Annotated in this window: 13 protein-coding genes, 2 tRNA genes and 2 pseudogenes; 5 read left to right on the top strand and 12 right to left on the bottom strand. The window is 65.7% G+C overall.

Annotated features, from left to right (window positions below):
- From EV657_RS18775 to EV657_RS18765, 3 genes and pseudogenes are all read left to right on the top strand, one after another.
- A pseudogene (locus tag EV657_RS18775) lies at positions 1-87 on the top strand (IS5/IS1182 family transposase); the annotation flags it as partial.
- Positions 88-516: 429 nt separating this feature from the next.
- A complete protein-coding gene (locus tag EV657_RS18770; protein WP_134079319.1) occupies positions 517-849 on the top strand; it encodes a helix-turn-helix transcriptional regulator in 333 nt (110 codons plus the stop codon).
- Positions 839-2155, top strand: coding sequence for a type II toxin-antitoxin system HipA family toxin (locus EV657_RS18765; RefSeq protein WP_134079317.1), 1317 nt, complete (start codon positions 839-841; stop codon positions 2153-2155). The genes EV657_RS18770 and EV657_RS18765 overlap by 11 nt, the downstream gene beginning before the upstream one ends.
- 296 nt (positions 2156-2451) lie before the next feature.
- On the opposite strand, the gene EV657_RS18760 is transcribed toward EV657_RS18765, so the two are convergent.
- From EV657_RS18760 to EV657_RS18720, 9 genes are all read right to left on the bottom strand, one after another.
- Positions 2452-2528 (bottom strand) — tRNA-Arg (locus EV657_RS18760).
- 197 nt (positions 2529-2725) lie between these two features.
- Positions 2726-3991: a glutamate-5-semialdehyde dehydrogenase gene (locus EV657_RS18755; RefSeq protein ID WP_113668493.1), complete on the bottom strand. Its 1266-nt coding sequence runs from the start codon at positions 3989-3991 to the stop codon at positions 2726-2728.
- Positions 3988-5094, bottom strand: a complete 1107-nt coding sequence (proB, locus tag EV657_RS18750; protein ID WP_134079316.1) for a glutamate 5-kinase — start codon at positions 5092-5094, stop codon at positions 3988-3990. Before proB ends, EV657_RS18755 begins: the two co-directional genes overlap by 4 nt.
- Positions 5082-6122: a GTPase ObgE gene (obgE, locus tag EV657_RS18745; RefSeq protein WP_134079314.1), complete on the bottom strand. Its 1041-nt coding sequence runs from the start codon at positions 6120-6122 to the stop codon at positions 5082-5084. The genes proB and obgE overlap by 13 nt, the downstream gene beginning before the upstream one ends.
- A complete protein-coding gene (locus EV657_RS18740; protein WP_113668491.1) occupies positions 6109-6660 on the bottom strand; it encodes a GNAT family N-acetyltransferase in 552 nt (183 codons plus the stop codon). Before EV657_RS18740 ends, obgE begins: the two co-directional genes overlap by 14 nt.
- Before the next feature lie 3 nt (positions 6661-6663).
- Positions 6664-7203 (bottom strand): GNAT family N-acetyltransferase, encoded by a 540-nt coding sequence (locus EV657_RS18735; protein WP_075785609.1) that lies wholly within the window; start codon positions 7201-7203, stop codon positions 6664-6666.
- 324 nt (positions 7204-7527) lie between these two features.
- Positions 7528-7797, bottom strand: a complete 270-nt coding sequence (rpmA, locus tag EV657_RS18730) for a 50S ribosomal protein L27 (protein ID WP_075785608.1) — start codon at positions 7795-7797, stop codon at positions 7528-7530.
- Between the two features lie 18 nt (positions 7798-7815).
- Positions 7816-8457 carry a 50S ribosomal protein L21 gene (locus EV657_RS18725; protein WP_134079313.1) on the bottom strand — a complete coding sequence of 214 codons (642 nt, stop codon included), beginning with the start codon at positions 8455-8457 and terminating at the stop codon, positions 7816-7818.
- A gap of 260 nt (positions 8458-8717) precedes the next feature.
- Positions 8718-9545, bottom strand: coding sequence for a DUF2059 domain-containing protein (locus EV657_RS18720; protein WP_134079311.1), 828 nt, complete (start codon positions 9543-9545; stop codon positions 8718-8720).
- A gap of 158 nt (positions 9546-9703) precedes the next feature.
- Between EV657_RS18720 and EV657_RS18715 the strand changes: the two genes are divergently transcribed.
- Positions 9704-9793 (top strand) — tRNA-Ser (locus EV657_RS18715).
- A 143-nt stretch (positions 9794-9936) separates the two neighbouring features.
- Complete coding sequence (locus tag EV657_RS21695) at positions 9937-10314, top strand: DUF6538 domain-containing protein (RefSeq protein ID WP_166673735.1); 378 nt, start codon at positions 9937-9939, stop codon at positions 10312-10314.
- Positions 10315-11126: 812 nt separating this feature from the next.
- On the opposite strand, the pseudogene EV657_RS21690 reads toward EV657_RS21695, so the two are convergent.
- The 3 genes and pseudogenes from EV657_RS21690 to glmU form a co-directional block, all read right to left on the bottom strand.
- Positions 11127-11315 (bottom strand): annotated as a pseudogene (locus EV657_RS21690) (capsid cement protein); the annotation flags it as partial.
- Between the two features lie 111 nt (positions 11316-11426).
- Positions 11427-13250 (bottom strand): glutamine--fructose-6-phosphate transaminase (isomerizing), encoded by a 1824-nt coding sequence (glmS, locus tag EV657_RS18705; protein ID WP_134079310.1) that lies wholly within the window; start codon positions 13248-13250, stop codon positions 11427-11429.
- A gap of 33 nt (positions 13251-13283) precedes the next feature.
- The gene (gene glmU / locus EV657_RS18700) at positions 13284-14633 is read right to left on the bottom strand and encodes a bifunctional UDP-N-acetylglucosamine diphosphorylase/glucosamine-1-phosphate N-acetyltransferase GlmU (RefSeq protein WP_134079308.1); all 1350 of its coding nucleotides are present in this window, start codon (positions 14631-14633) and stop codon (positions 13284-13286) included.
- Between the last annotated feature and the right edge of the window lie 95 nt (positions 14634-14728).

Raw genomic sequence — 14728 nt, 5'->3', positions numbered from 1 at the left:
ACCCGCTACGACAAGACCGCTGAGAGCTTCCTCGGCTTCATTGACATCACGTCGATCCGTCTCTGGGTCCGCCATTTGTCAACATGACCTAGAAGCATATCAGTTTTCCGGTAAGCGCCCACTGACTGACGAGGTGATCGCGATCATGACGGAAGTGCCTGGCATTCTTCAGCGGAAGCCCTCGTCTGAGCGCATCATCTTGGAGATGATCACTTTTATTGAGACTTTCGATGAGGGGATGGGTGATGTTGGGGGTTAAGGTTCGTACTTGATCTTGTGAGCGGCTCTCGTGCTACCGAAACTGTACATCACCTCTGATGACCTCCACAGTCGCGGCTAACCCGCCTTCAGATGATTGCCCACCGAGATGAGCACCCAAAGGCCCGCACGTAAGCCTTCAGGGTCTTAACTTACCCACTCCCTTGACAACTCAGGCCTGCGCTGTACGCTATGGGCACCAAAAGGCCCGCGATGGCGTCTTGTGGATATTAAATTACTCATATTGATGGGTTTACCATGAGAGTAACACGCAGCTACTCCCGAGCAACAAAGCAGACGCTCTCCCTCCTCGGCAAGCTAATTAAGGCTGGCCGGCTGGAGCGTGGCCTCACGGCCGAGGATCTGTCCGAACGGGCTGGCATCACCCGCAAGACGCTGCGCAAGATCGAAAATGGAGAGGCCGGCTCCGAGATCGGCATCGTCTTCGAAGTCGCGGCGCTGGTGGGTGTTCGTCTGTTTGACCTCGATGATCGCAGCCTGCAAATGCACAATACCCGGCTCGACGAGAAGCTAACCTTGCTTCCGAAGAGCGTTCGCCATCGCAAGCAAGAGGTCGATGATGACTTCTAAGCTGAAGCAACACGATGACGCCTTTGTCTGGATTTGGCTGCCCGGAGAAACGGAGCCCGTCGTGGCTGGACGTCTCACAAAGAACGGGGATCAATTCGCCTTCAACTACGGTGCCAGCTACCTGAACCGTGCGGGCGCGATCCCGATCTACGAACCCGAGCTTCCGCTCGAGCGCGGCTTGATCGAACCCGCCCCTGGCCTGTCTATGGCAAGCTCCATTCGGGACGGCTCACCAGACGCCTGGGGCCGCAGGGTCATCATCAATCGCCTGGTTGGCGCCAAAGCCGCAGAGGCAGAATCCCGCGAGATCAACGAACTCACCTACTTGCTGGAATCGGGTTCGGACCGGATCGGCGCGCTCGATTTTCAGCACTCCGCCACAAAGTATATCCCGCGCCTAAAGGCCGAGGCGACCTATGAGGAGTTGCTCGAAGCGGCCGAGCGGATCGAAAAAGGCATCCCGCTCACGCCCGCGCTCGACCAGGCTTTGAACCACGGCACATCGATTGGTGGTGCCCGCCCGAAGGCCCTGATTGACAATGGCGACCATAAGATGATCGCCAAATTCTCCTCGAGCACGGACCTCTACAGCGTCGTCAAGGCGGAGTTCGTCGCCATGAGGCTGGCAGCGGCCTGCGGGCTCACCGTCGCCCCTGTCTCGATGATTGCGGCGGGCGGCAAGGATGTGCTGCTGATCGAACGGTTCGATCGCATCAAAGTCGAGGAAGGCTGGCAGCGCAAGGCAATGGTTTCGGCTCTGACCATGCTAGGTCTCGACGAAATGATGGCGCGCTATGCCTCTTACGAAGACCTCGCCGAGATCATTCGCCACCGCTTCGCAGAGCCGAAGGAAACGCTCCGAGAGCTTTATGGTCGCATAGTATTCAACATCCTGTGCGGCAACACCGACGACCATGCGCGCAACCATGCAGCCTTCTGGGATGGGAAGAGGCTCACCCTCACCCCTGCCTACGACATCTGCCCGCAGGGCAGAACCGGCAACGAGGCGACGCAGGCGATGCTGATCAAGGGAGAGAACCGCATGAGCACGCTCCGAAGCTGTCTCGACGCGGCCCCTGCTTTCTTGATCAAGGAGGATGACGCCAAGGCCATCATAGGGGACCAACTGACAACGCTAGCATCCGAATGGGCCGGGGTCTGTGAAGACGCCAAACTGAACGAGACCGACCGGAATCTCTTTGCAGGACGGCAATTTTTGAACAGCTACTGTGTCGAGGACTTAGACGTTGATCATGAAGACCTACGTGAGCGGTTTGAGGCGGCACGCGCCCAGCTTGCTGGCTAACACCCGTGAGTCAGCATTGAGAGTCGGATACTGCTGATGGGGACCACGGTGCTCTTGGCGAACGGAGGCGCTTCAGCGATAGGTATCAGAGGTTCTCGCCCCGGCCCTTGATCCGATGTGGGAACAGATCCCCTCCTCGGTCTCGACCCGCATTGCTCGACGATACCGCGAGCCTTCCCAACCGCACCCTGAGTTTTGCCGCCAACCTTGGTGAAGCCCGCCTACTTTAGGCCACGGCGCGCATGCGCTCAATCGCGTGAACAGACCACGCCAATGTTTTGGAATTTCGAGGTTAATGGCGCACCCATCAGGATTCGAACCTGAGGCCTTCGCCTTCGGAGGGCGACGCTCTATCCAGCTGAGCTATGGGTGCGCAGCAGAACCGTCAGGCCCTGACTGCTTACGCAGTGCTTACGCGACTTCTCCAGCCTTTAAATCGAAAAACGATCTGCTCGGCAAGAGCTTGGTATCACGTATCTTTCTTAGTCCTCTTCATGACGGCATCCCCTTGACATCAGCCTTCGGAGGCAGGGCCCCGGCGCGCCCCGGGGCCCGTCACACAGCCCGGGCTCAGGCCCGGAGCGTGCCGTTGCCTTCGACCAGATACTTGAAGCTGGTCAGCTGTTCGGCCCCGACCGGCCCGCGCGCATGCAGCTTGCCGGTCGCGATGCCGATCTCGGCGCCCATCCCGAATTCGCCGCCATCGGCGAACTGGGTCGAGGCGTTGCGCATCAGGATCGCGCTGTCGAGCCGTTCGAAGAACCGCGCCGCCGCGGCGTCATCCTCGGTCAGGATGGCATCGGTATGGCCCGAGCCGAAGGTCCGGATATGCTCGATGGCGCTGTCGATATCGCCCACCACCTTGGCGGCGATGTCCATATCGAGATATTCGCGCCCCCAATCCTCGGCGGTGGCGGGCACCGTGCCCGGCAGCCGGGCCAGCACCTTGTCGGCATGGACCCGCACCCCGGCCTTGACCAGCGCCGCGACCAGATCGGCGCCAAGCGTCGCGGCCACGTCCTTGTGGATCAGCAGACATTCGGCCGCGCCGCAGATGCCGGTGCGCCGGGTCTTGGCGTTCAGCACCACCGACAGCGCCTTGGCCGGATCGGCGGCCTTGTCGACATAGATATGCACGATGCCCTCGAGATGGGCAAAGACCGGCACCCGCGCCTCGCGCTGCACCAGCCCGACCAGTCCCTTGCCGCCGCGCGGCACGATGACGTCGATATACTGCGTGAGGGTGAGCATCGCACTGACTGCGGCGCGGTCGCGGGTCGGCACGCGCTGGATCGCATCCTCGGGCAGCCGTGCCCTGGCAAGCCCCGCCACCAGGCATTCGTGCAGCGCCCCCGAGGAATGAAAGCTTTCCGACCCGCCGCGCAGGATCACCGCGTTGCCGGCCTTGAGGCAAAGCGCGCCCGCATCGGCGGTGACATTGGGCCGGCTTTCATAGATCACGCCGATCACGCCCAGGGGCGTGCGCACCCGACGGATATGCAGCCCCGAGGGCATGTCCCATTCCGCCATCACCTGGCCCACCGGGTCGGGCTGGGCGGCAACTGCACGCAGGCCCGCGGCAATGGCCTCGATCCGGGCCTCGTTCAGCATCAGCCGGTCCAGCATGGCCGGGCTCAGTTCCTTGTCGCGGCCGTATTCCATGTCGGTCGCGTTCTCGGCCAGGATCTGCGCCTTGTGCCTCAGAACGGTCTCGGCCGCGACGTCCAGTGCCCTGCGCTTTGCCGCCGCCGGGGCAAAGGCCAGTTCGGCCGCCGCCACCCGGGCGCGCGCGCCCAGATCGGCCATGAGGGCGTGAATGTCGATGATGTCCTTCATGTCGCCATGTCGTCCCTGTGTATCAGCGCCGCCCGTCCGGGATAGCCGAGGATCGACTCGATCTCGCCCGAGCGGCACCCCTTGATGAGCCGCGCCTCGACGGAAGTATAGCGCGAAAGCCCGGTGCCAAGACCCTCGCCCTGCGGGCCGAGGATCGCGACCGGCTCGCCCCGGCCGAAATCGCCGGTCACCTCGGTCACGCCTGCGGGCAGAAGCGACTTGCCGCTTTTCAGCGCCCCGGCCGCGCCCGCATCGACCCGAAGAAAGCCATGCGGTTTCATCGCGGCGATCCAGCCCTTGCGGGCGGCGCGCGGATCGCCCTTGGGGCGGAACCAGGTGCAGGCCGCGCCCTCTTCCAGCGCCTTCAAGGGCCGCATCCGCGAGCCTTCGGTGATCGCCAGCGCGCAGCCCGCGCCGGTCGCGGTCCGGGCGGCCATCAGCTTGGTCTTCATGCCCCCCTTCGAGAGCCCCGAGCCCGCATCGCCCGCCATCGCCTCGATCTCGGGCGTGATCTCCTCGATCAGGTCGAAACGGTGCGCCTCGGGGTCCTGCATCGGGTTGGCATTATAGAACCCGTCGACATCGGACAGCAGCACCGCGACATCGGCCCCCACCGTCACCGCCACCTGCGCCGCCAGCCGGTCGTTGTCGCCAAAGCGGATCTCGTCGGTGGCGATGGTGTCGTTCTCGTTGACGATAGGCACCGCGCCAAAGCCCAGCAGCGTCTCCATCGTGGCGCGGGAATTCAGATAGCGCCGCCGGTCCTCGGAATCCTCCAGCGTCACCAGCACCTGCGCGGTGGTGATGCCATGCGGTTCCAGACAGTCCTCATAGGCGCGGGCCAGCCGGATCTGGCCGACCGCGGCGGCGGCCTGGCTTTGTTCCAGCGCGAGCGTGCCCAGCCCCAGCCCCAGCACCCCGCGCCCCAGCGCGATCGAGCCCGACGAGACCAGCACCACGTCGGTGCCGCGCGCCTTGATCATCGCGACGTCCTGGGCAAGCCCCTTCAGCCAGTCGGCGCGGAGACTGCCGGTGGCGCGGTCGACCAGAAGCGCCGAGCCGATCTTGACGACCAGCCGCCGGGCCAAGCTCAGGGACGCCACGCTTCGTCCTCCCCGTCCTCGTCGGCCTTGAGGCGCAGCCGGTCCTCGTCGATCTCGGCACGCAGCGCGCGCAGCACCTCGGTCACACCTTCGCGCGACACCCCCGACATCAGCATCACCGGGCCGCCGGTCGCCTCTTCGAGGGCGGCCCGCTTCTCGGCGCGCTCGTCGTCGTCGAGACTGTCGATCTTGTTCAGGACCGTCACCCGCGGCTTGTCGGCCAGATCGCCGCCGTAAAGTTCAAGCTCGGTCAGCACGGTGTCCCAGTCGGCAGCGACATCCTCGGACGTGGCATCGATCAGATGCAGAAGCACCGCGCAGCGTTCGACATGGCCGAGAAAGCGGTCCCCGATTCCGCGCCCCTCATGGGCACCCTCGATCAGGCCGGGAATGTCCGCGATGACGAATTCGGCGCCGTCGACACCAACCACCCCCAGATTGGGATGCAGCGTCGTGAACGGATAGTCGGCAATCTTCGGCCTCGCGTTCGAGGTCGCGGCCAGGAAGGTCGACTTGCCGGCATTGGGCAGACCCAGCAGCCCGGCATCGGCGATCAGCTTGAGCCGCAGCCAGAGCGTGCGCTCGACCCCCTCCTGCCCGGAATTGGCCCGGCGCGGCGCCTGGTTGGTCGAGGTCTTGAAATGCAGGTTGCCCCAGCCGCCATTGCCGCCCTGGGCCAGCAGCACGCGCTGACCAAGCTCGGTCAGGTCGGCGACGACGGTTTCTTCGTCCTCTTCGAGGATCTCGGTGCCCACCGGCACCTTCAGCACCATGTCCGCGCCCGAAGCACCGGATTTCTGGCGACCCATGCCGCCCTGCCCGTTCTGGGCGAAGAAATGTTGCTGATATCGGAAGTCGATCAGGGTGTTCAGCCCCTCGACCGCCTCGACCCAGACATCGCCGCCCCGGCCGCCATCGCCGCCGTCGGGGCCGCCGAATTCGACGTATTTCTCGCGGCGGAAGCTGATACAGCCGTTCCCGCCGCTGCCCGAGCGGATATAGACCTTTGCAAGGTCAAGGAATTTCATGACGAGCCTCGAATTTTGCGCGTATCAGGCGATAGTGGATATTGGGCGCAGGCTCAAGCCGCGCCAGCGACCGCCCCGCCCCACGGCCGAGCCGTTCGAAGCCGAGCTTCTCGAGTACGCGGCCCGAACCGGGATTGTCGGCGAAATGATCGGCCGCCAGCACGTCGAGCCCGCGAAACCGCGCGAAAGCCGCAGAGACGAAGGCCCGCATCGCTTCGGTGGCGTAGCCCCGTCCCCAGACCGCGGGATCGAGGAAATAGGCAAGCATCGCCGGCGCGCCGCCAAGTCCGGCCACACCGATCAGCCCCAGGCCGCGCTGCTCGATAGCCAACCGGAAGCCGGGCTCGCCCCGAAAGCGCGACCGGGCGATCCATTCGGTCGCCTGCGCCCGCGTCCAGCGCACCGGAAGCGTCGACATCATCTGCGCCACCCGCCGGTCGCGGCCGATCCGCAGCAGCGGGGTCACGTCTTCGGGCCGGAACTCCCTGAGGATCAGGCGCGGCGTCTCGACATGAAATCCGTCCGCCGCACCCGTCATCTGTCAGCCGAGCTTCTTCAGATAAGTCCAGGTGGCCACCTTGGCCTCCCGCGCGACCGAATAGGCTTCGGCGTCGCCGAGATATTCGAACCCGGCATTGGTCAGCACCCGGGCCGAGCCGGGATTATCCTGAAAGACCTCGGCGAAGACCGTCTTGGCCTTCTGCGGATTGGCCGTCAGAAGCGCACCCACCGCCTCGGAAGCGATGCCGGTATTCCAGAAGGCCGGCGCGACCCAATAGCCGATTTCCGACTGGTCGCGCTCCATCCGGTCGAGCGCGATCACGCCCAGAACCTCGGACAGCCCCTGTTCGGCCCCGTCCATGACCCAGACATCCTCGCTGCGCTCGGGGTCCTGGGCGCGTTGGATGAAGGCCTCGGTCGCGCCGGGCGGCAGCGGATGCGGGATCGAGCGGGTGAAGCGGGCCACGCGAAGATCGCCGCTGTAAAGCGACAGCAGCCCCGCATCGGACCGGCGCACCGGACGCAGCACGAAGCGTTCTGCCGCGATCGCGGGCTGGGGGGGGATCAGGTCGAGTTTCATGGCTTGCCTCCTCCGAACGGCGCCGGATTCTCCCGGTGACCGGATGTGCCGGGGCGCGTCGCGAAACATGCACGCCCCGGACCTGTCTCAAACGCCCGGGACGCGCGTCCTTCCACGCGTCCCGCGCCCACGGTCACCCGCGACCAAGATGGGTCCCGCCCCGGTCGTCTGCAAGGCACGGAGCCGGGTCCCGCGGCGGCCATCCGGCCGCCAGATCCGAGAAACGCATGGGGGCTTCATCTACCCGAGCTCCGTTTACAAAAACAAAAAGGGGACCGGCGCTCTGCCGATCCCCCGCTTTGTGATTTGCCCTGAGGTTTCGGCTTACTCGGCGGCCTCCGCCACCGGGAGAACCGAAATGAAGGTGCGGCCCTTGAGGCCCTTCTTGAAGGTCACGGCGCCTTCGCAGGTCGCAAAGATGGTGTGATCCCGGCCCATGCCCACGCCTTCGCCCGGCCAGAACTTGGTACCGCGCTGACGGACGATGATGTTGCCCGACGCGGCCGCCTGGCCGCCATAGATCTTGACGCCAAGACGGCGCCCGGCAGAGTCGCGACCGTTACGCGAGGAGCCGCCTGCTTTCTTGTGTGCCATGTCGTCCTCTCCTCTCGCTTAGGCCTTCTTGGCCAGGTCCTTGGCAAGCGCCACCCAGCCGTCATTCACGATCTTGCCCTTCAGGCCGAGACGCGAATCCATCGCGGCAGCCTGCTCGTTGGTCCAGGCAGCGATCTGCGCGAAGCGGGTGATCCCGGCCTCATGCAGTTTCTTTTCCATCGCCGGGCCGACGCCGGGCAGTTTCTTCAGGTCGTCGCCTGCGGGCGCGGCGGCTTCGGCCGGGGCCTCGGCCTTGGCTTCGGCGGCCTTGGCGGCCTTCGGCTCGGCTACGATAACCGCAGCCCCCGACACCGAGCCGGACCCGATCGCGGCCTTCACGCCGGTCGCGGCGGCGCCCGAGGCCAGGATCTCGGTCACGCGCAGCAGCGTCAGCTGCTGACGGTGGCCCTTGGTGCGCTGCGAGCTGTGCTTGCGGCGGCGCTTGACGAAGTGGATGACCTTGTCGCCCTTGATCTGGTCGATCACGGTGGCCTGCACCCCAGCGCCCTCGACGGTCGGCGTACCGACCTGACCGTCCACCATCAGGATCTCGTTGAACTGAACCGTCTCACCGGCTTCGGCAGCAAGCTTCTCGACGCGCAGCACGTCACCCGACTGCACCTTGTACTGCTTGCCACCGGTCTTGAGGACCGCAAACATCGGCCATTCCCTTCTTGTCGCCGCGTCCTTCGGCCCCGCCCCGTAGCGGTGTTCCCGCGCTTGCGCGCGCCCCGGACAGCGCGCCCCCATCGGGGCGATGTCTATGTTTCGTCAATGTCAAACAGCCCGCCATGCGCTCGAACGCAAAGACTGCGTACGAACGCCATTCGGGCCAGAGCCGTGCGTATCGGCGATTTCGACGCCCAAGTCAAGCCCGCCTGGCTGTGCCCCGGTCCCTGTCGGCCGCGGCACGGACGGGGCTAAAGATCCTGCCCGGCGATGAACCGCGCCGCAGCGAGCCCAAGGTCGCGCGAGATACCCTGGAAGGCGGCCTCGAACCCCTCGAAGAGCGCATCGTTCAGATCCTGCCCGGGGCGGGTCTCGGACAGCCGGATGTAGGATTCCATCGTCGCATCGTCGAGCGGCGCATAGGCCATCGCCAGATAAGAGAAAAGCCAGGTCCGCGTGTCCTCGCGAATCTCGGGCTCCTGGCGCCGGACATCGTCGAGGATCTGGTCCTCGGTCAGCGCATAATCGAAGGCACGACCATCGACCAGGCCGGTATAGAAGGCGTAATTGGCATTGAGCGCGCCCGCGACATTGGCCTCGATCAGCCCGTTCGCCGCGATGAAGCGGCCCACCAGATCGAGCCGCGGATCGCCGTCGGCCTGCATCTCCTCCAGCCGCTCGCGACTGGCCTTGTCGATCTCGGGGTCGAGCATCGCGCGCCGCGCCGACAGTTCAAGCGCCACGATCCGAGCCCCCTCGGGCGAGGTAAAGAAGGCCACCAGCGGCTCGATCTCGTCGGCCGCGAGTCGCGTGCCGAGGGCCTCCCGCATCGCCCTCTCGATCCGGTCGGAGTCGTAGATCCGCGCGACGGCAGCGTCCCAGCGCGCGCCCCCACGGTCGGGGAAAAGGTCGGCTTCCAACCCGTCGCCATAGACCAGCCCCTCGTCGCGCATGATCTCGACCAGATCCGGCAGCGCCAGCGCCTCGACGAGTCGCTGCACCTCGGGACCGTCGTCGGCCCGGACCGGTCCCCCGGCAAGGGCGGCAATCAGGGCGGCGGCGGCGAAGAGACGTGACATCGGCGGGTCCGGGTTCAGGGGTGGTTCAGAGCTATCGCGAAGCGGCGGGAAATCCAACCATGTCCGGGAGTCTTGGCGAAGTTTCCTGCCCGCGCGAAAAACGGTTGCACCCCGTCGCGGTTCCAACTAAATGACCGCTCCACAAGGCCACGGGCTGCGGAGAGGTGCCGGAGTGGTCGAACGGGGCGGTCTCGAAAACCGTTGAGCCTTCACGGGTTCCCAGGGTTCGAATCCCTGTCTCTCCGCCACAAAACCTTGCGAGGTTTTGGCAAATTACCAAGCAAAAGCAAGATGTTAGATCGCAGCGCTCTGCGCGCGATCCGTCGTTTCGCCTTGTTTTGCAACCCATTTCGCCGCGCACTCCGCACACGCCACCAGCGGGGAAACGGCCATGACCATCATGAAGCGGGGCAGCACTTATCACCTGCGCAAGCGCGCGCCGCGCCGCTATGAGCGCGTGGAAGAGCGCAAGAGCATCTGGGTCAGCCTGCACACGGACTCCCTTACCGTCGCCCAACAGAAAGCCCCCGTCGCTTGGCAGCACATTGTTGAGGGCTGGGAAGCCCGCCTTGCCGGTGACACAAGCGACGCGGAAAAGCGTTTCGAGGCAGCCAAGAATCTCGCCGCCGTCCGGGGCTTCCGCTACCCGCCAGCGCCCCAAATCGCCAAGCTGCCGCAAGACCAGCTCCTTGCACGTGTCGAAGCCTCAAAGAGCGCAAAGACGGTGAACTGGATATGCGGGACACGGCTGCCCTTATGGGCGGAGTGAGTGAACCGGCGATAACAGTGACTCGGGCTCTTGAACTCTATTGGGGCTTGGTCGCGGACAAGACGCTTGGCAAGAGCCCGGACCAGCTCCGACACTGGGAAAACCCGCGCAAGAAAGCCGTGAAGAAGTTCGTGGACGTGGTAGGCGACAAGGCCATTGGCGACATAACCGGCGACGATATGCTGGACTTCCGCCAGTGGTGGTTTGAACGCATCCAGAGCGAAGACCTTACGCCAAACTCGGGCAACAAAGACCTTATCCACCTTGGCGACGTGCTGAAGACCGTGAACCGCATGAAACCGCTCGGGCTGGTGCTGCCCCTCTCCGATCTCAGCTTCAAGGAAGGTGAGGCACAACAGCGCCCGCCCTTCTCCGAAAGCTGGATACGCGACAAGCTCTTGGCCCCCGGGGCGCTGGACGGGCTCAACAAGGAAGCCCGCTGCATCCTTCTGGCGATGGTCAACACCGGGGCGCGGCCGAGCGAGCTGGCGGCCCTCACAAGCGATCAGATACGGCTTGGCGCGGCCACACCGCACATTTCGATTGAGCCCGTTGGACGCCAGCTCAAGACGCGCAACGCACGCCGCGTCATCCCCCTGACGGGCGTGAGCCTGAAGGCTCTGGCGCAGTGCCCCGACGGCTTCCCCAAATACCGCACCAGCCCCGCCAGCCTCTCGGCCACGGTCAACAAGTATCTTCGGGCCAACAGGCTCTCGGAGACGCCGGGACATTCTCTTTACGGGTTGAGGCATACCCGCTGCCGAGACGGCCACGCCGATCTTGGTGCTTCCGCTGGCGGCGCTGGTCACAGTCCCGTCGGAGGTGCGGAAAAAGACCGCATCGCCCACGGCCAGTTCGTCGGTGGGGACTTTGGGCATCTCGAAGACGCCTTCCGTCACCAAAACCAGCGGATCGCCAATGGCGGCGTCCCCCGATGCAATGCCGAAGAGATTGCCGAGGTTGACGCCATCGCCAGAGCTGGCGGCGGCCACGGCGGTCATCCGACGGTGCTGGACGGCTGCCCGCTCCCGCACACACTTGCGTACGGAGTTTCTTACAAAGGCACCGAATTTATCACACCTTCACATTCGCCGGGGCCAGCAATTCGCCCGCTATTCGACGGTGACCGATTTGGCCAGGTTGCGGGGCTGGTCGACATCGGTGCCCTTGGCCACCGCCGTGTGATAGGCCAGAAGCTGCACCGGCAGGGCATATAGCATCGGAGCGAAAAGCTCGGGCGCCTCGGGCAGGACCAGCGTCTCCCAGACGCCGCTGCCAGCCTCGGCCGCGCCACGCGCATCGGTGATCAGAAGCACCGGACCGCCGCGCGCCATCACCTCCTGCATGTTCGACACGGTCTTGTCGAACAGCCGATCATAAGGCGCCATCACGATCACGGGCACGGTCTTTTCGACCAGAGCTATCGGGCCATGCTTCAGTTCGCCGCTGGCATAACCCTCGGCATGGATGTAGCTGATTTCCTTCAGCTTCAACGCGCCCTCAAGCGCCAGCGGATACATCGCGCCGCGCCCGAGGAACAGAACGTCGGTGGCCTCGGCCAGACGCCGGGCCAGCCCCTCGATCCGGTCCTGGAGGGCCAGCGCCGCGTTGAACCGACCCGGCATCGCGCGCAGCGCCGCCAGATGTTCGGCCAGCGCCGCCGGCGACAGCCGCCCGCGCTGCCGCGCCGCCTCGAGCGCCAGCAGCGCCAGCACGCCCAGCTGGCAGGTGAAGGCCTTGGTCGAGGCGACGCCGATCTCGGCGCCCGCAAGGATCGGCAGCGCCAGGTCGCTTTCGCGCGCGATCGAGCTTTCGGCGACATTCACCACCGAAACGATCCGGTCGGCCCGGTTCTTGCAGTAGCGCAGCGCGGCCAGCGTGTCGGCGGTTTCGCCCGACTGGCTGACGAAGATCGCCAGCGTACCCTCGGGAATGGGCGGCTCGCGGTAGCGGAATTCCGAGGCCACATCGACATCGACCGGCAGCCCGGCCAGCCGCTCGACCCAGTACTTGGCGGTGAGGCAGGCCAGATAGGCGGTGCCGCAGGCGACCATGGTGATCCGGGTGATCCCCGAGAAGTCGATGCCGCCGCCGGGCAGGGCGATCTCGGTGCCCTCCTCGCCCAGATAATGGCGCAGCGCATCGCCCAGCACCGCGGGCTGCTCGGCGATCTCCTTGGCCATGAAATGCTTGTAGCCGCCCTTCTCGACCCGGGTGGCGTCGATCTCGATGGTGCGGATCTCGCGCGGGACCAGATCGCCCGTGGCGTCGAAGATCTCGACGCCCGCGCGGGTGACGACGGCGCGGTCGCCCTCTTCGAGATAGGTGATCCGGTTGGTCAGCGGGGCCAGCGCGATGGCATCCGAGCCCACGAACATCTCGCCCTCGCCATGACCCACCGCCAGCGGCGAGCCCTTGCGGGCGGCGATCATCAGATCGTCCTCGCCCTCGAACAGGAACAGGAGCGCGAAGGCGCCTTCCAGCCGGTCGATGGCGCGGGCCGCGGCCTCGCGCGGCGTGAGCCCCTCGTCGAGATAGGTCTGGGCCAGATGAGCCACCGTCTCGGTATCGGTATCGCTTTCGAAGCCGATGCCGCGGGCGCCGAGCTCGTCACGGAGCGCGCGGAAATTCTCGATGATGCCGTTATGGACCACCGCGACCCGGCCCGCGCGCTGGGGATGGGCATTGGCGAGGGTGGGCGCGCCATGGGTGGCCCAGCGGGTATGGCCGATCCCGGCCTTGCCCGGCAGCGGCTCGTGGACCAGAAGGTCCGACAGGTTGACAAGCTTGCCCACCGCCCGGCGGCGGTCGAGCCGCCCTGCATTGACGGTGGCGATCCCGGCGCTGTCATAGCCCCGGTATTCAAGCCGCCCGAGCGCCGCCACCAGCAGCGGCGCGGCCTCGTGATCTCCCAGAACGCCGACGATTCCGCACATGCGATTTGCTCCGAATGGGGCGGGAAGGCCCGCCTAGTGTCCCTTGCGCTTGGCCTTTTCGGCCCTCAGCCGGTCCATCAGCCGCCGCGCGAGCCCCGGCTTGACCTCTTGCCGCGCGCGGCCAAGCGCCAGCGCGTCGTCGGGCACGTTCGTGGTGATGACCGAGCCCGAGGCGGTCATGGCATGGGCGCCGATCCGCACCGGCGCCACCAGCATCGTGTCCGACCCGATGAAGGCATGGGCGCCGATCTCGGTCCGGTGCTTGAAGACGCCGTCATAATTGCAGGTGATGGTGCCCGCGCCGATATTGGCATGCTCGCCCACCGTGGCGTCGCCGATATAGCTCAGGTGGTTGACCTTGGCGCCCTCGGCCACCTGCGCATTCTTGATCTCGACGAAATTGCCGACCCGCACGTCCTCGGCCAGTTCGGCACCGGGACGCAGCCGGGCAAACGGGCCGACCACGGCACCACGGCTGACATGACAGCCCTCGAGATGCGAGAAGGCACGGATCCGGGCGCCGGATTCGACGGTGACATCGGAGCCGAAGATCACGTTTGGCTCGATCACGGCATCGCGGCCGATCACGGTGTCGAAGGCGAAGAAGACCGTTTCGGGTGCGGTCAGCGTGACCCCGTTATCCAGCGCCCCGGCACGCGCGCGGGCCTGGAAGGCGGCCTCGGCCGCGGCCAGATCGGCGCGCGAATTGACGCCCAGCGTCTCGGCCTCGTCGCAGATGACGACACCGGCCGACAGCCCGCGGGCACAGGCCAGCCCGACCACGTCGGTCAGGTAGTATTCGCCCGCCGCATTGTCGTTCGAAAGCGCGCCGATCAGCTCGAAGAGCGTCGCGCAATCGGCGGCGATGACGCCCGAATTGCACAGCGTCAGGGCGCGTTCCGCCTCGGTCGCGTCGTTATATTCGACGATCCGGTCCAGCGCCTCGCCCGCCATCACCAGCCGCCCGTAGCGCTTGGGGTCGGCGGCATGAAAGCCCAGAACCACCACGGCATGCTGGGCGCGGGCGGCGGCCATCGCCTCCAGCGTCTCGGGGCGGATGAAGGGCGTATCGCCGTAAAGCACGATCACGTCGCCCGAAAAACCGTCCAGCGCGGGGCGGGCCTGGGCCACGGCATGGCCGGTCCCAAGCCGCTCGGCCTGCTCGACCACCGCGACCTCGGGGTCGATATCGAGCGCCGCCGCGCGCACCGCGTCGGCCTGATGCCCGGTCACAACCACGGTGCGGACCGGGTCGAGCGCGCGGCCCGCCGCCATCGCATGGGCCAGAAGCGGCGCCCCGGCCACCTCGTGCAGCACCTTGGCGCGATCGGACATCATCCGGTTGCCCTGGCCGGCGGCCAGGAGGATCAGGGCGGTGGGCATGGGGGTCTCTGCTCTTTCCTTTTTCTCGCCTCCCTTTTATCGCGGTTCCTGCGGTTCGCAACCGGCGGCCGCTTCACTTGGCATTTCGCTCTGTT

The organism is Rhodovulum visakhapatnamense, assembly GCF_004365965.1.
GTDB classification, from domain to species: domain Bacteria; phylum Pseudomonadota; class Alphaproteobacteria; order Rhodobacterales; family Rhodobacteraceae; genus Rhodovulum; species Rhodovulum visakhapatnamense.
This window is presented reverse-complemented; position numbering and strand designations above follow the sequence as displayed.

Coding starts and splice junctions, on each gene's coding strand:
- EV657_RS18770 (WP_134079319.1), top strand. CDS start 517: ATGAGAGTAACACGCAGCTACTCCCGAGCAACAAAGCAGACGCTCTCC.
- EV657_RS18765 (WP_134079317.1), top strand. CDS start 839: ATGACTTCTAAGCTGAAGCAACACGATGACGCCTTTGTCTGGATTTGG.
- EV657_RS18755 (WP_113668493.1), bottom strand. CDS start 3,991: ATGAAGGACATCATCGACATTCACGCCCTCATGGCCGATCTGGGCGCG.
- obgE (WP_134079314.1), bottom strand. CDS start 6,122: ATGAAATTCCTTGACCTTGCAAAGGTCTATATCCGCTCGGGCAGCGGC.
- EV657_RS18740 (WP_113668491.1), bottom strand. CDS start 6,660: ATGACGGGTGCGGCGGACGGATTTCATGTCGAGACGCCGCGCCTGATC.
- EV657_RS18735 (WP_075785609.1), bottom strand. CDS start 7,203: ATGAAACTCGACCTGATCCCCCCCCAGCCCGCGATCGCGGCAGAACGC.
- rpmA (WP_075785608.1), bottom strand. CDS start 7,797: ATGGCACACAAGAAAGCAGGCGGCTCCTCGCGTAACGGTCGCGACTCT.
- EV657_RS18725 (WP_134079313.1), bottom strand. CDS start 8,457: ATGTTTGCGGTCCTCAAGACCGGTGGCAAGCAGTACAAGGTGCAGTCG.
- EV657_RS18720 (WP_134079311.1), bottom strand. CDS start 9,545: ATGTCACGTCTCTTCGCCGCCGCCGCCCTGATTGCCGCCCTTGCCGGG.
- EV657_RS21695 (WP_166673735.1), top strand. CDS start 9,937: ATGACCATCATGAAGCGGGGCAGCACTTATCACCTGCGCAAGCGCGCG.
- glmS (WP_134079310.1), bottom strand. CDS start 13,250: ATGTGCGGAATCGTCGGCGTTCTGGGAGATCACGAGGCCGCGCCGCTG.
- glmU (WP_134079308.1), bottom strand. CDS start 14,633: ATGCCCACCGCCCTGATCCTCCTGGCCGCCGGCCAGGGCAACCGGATG.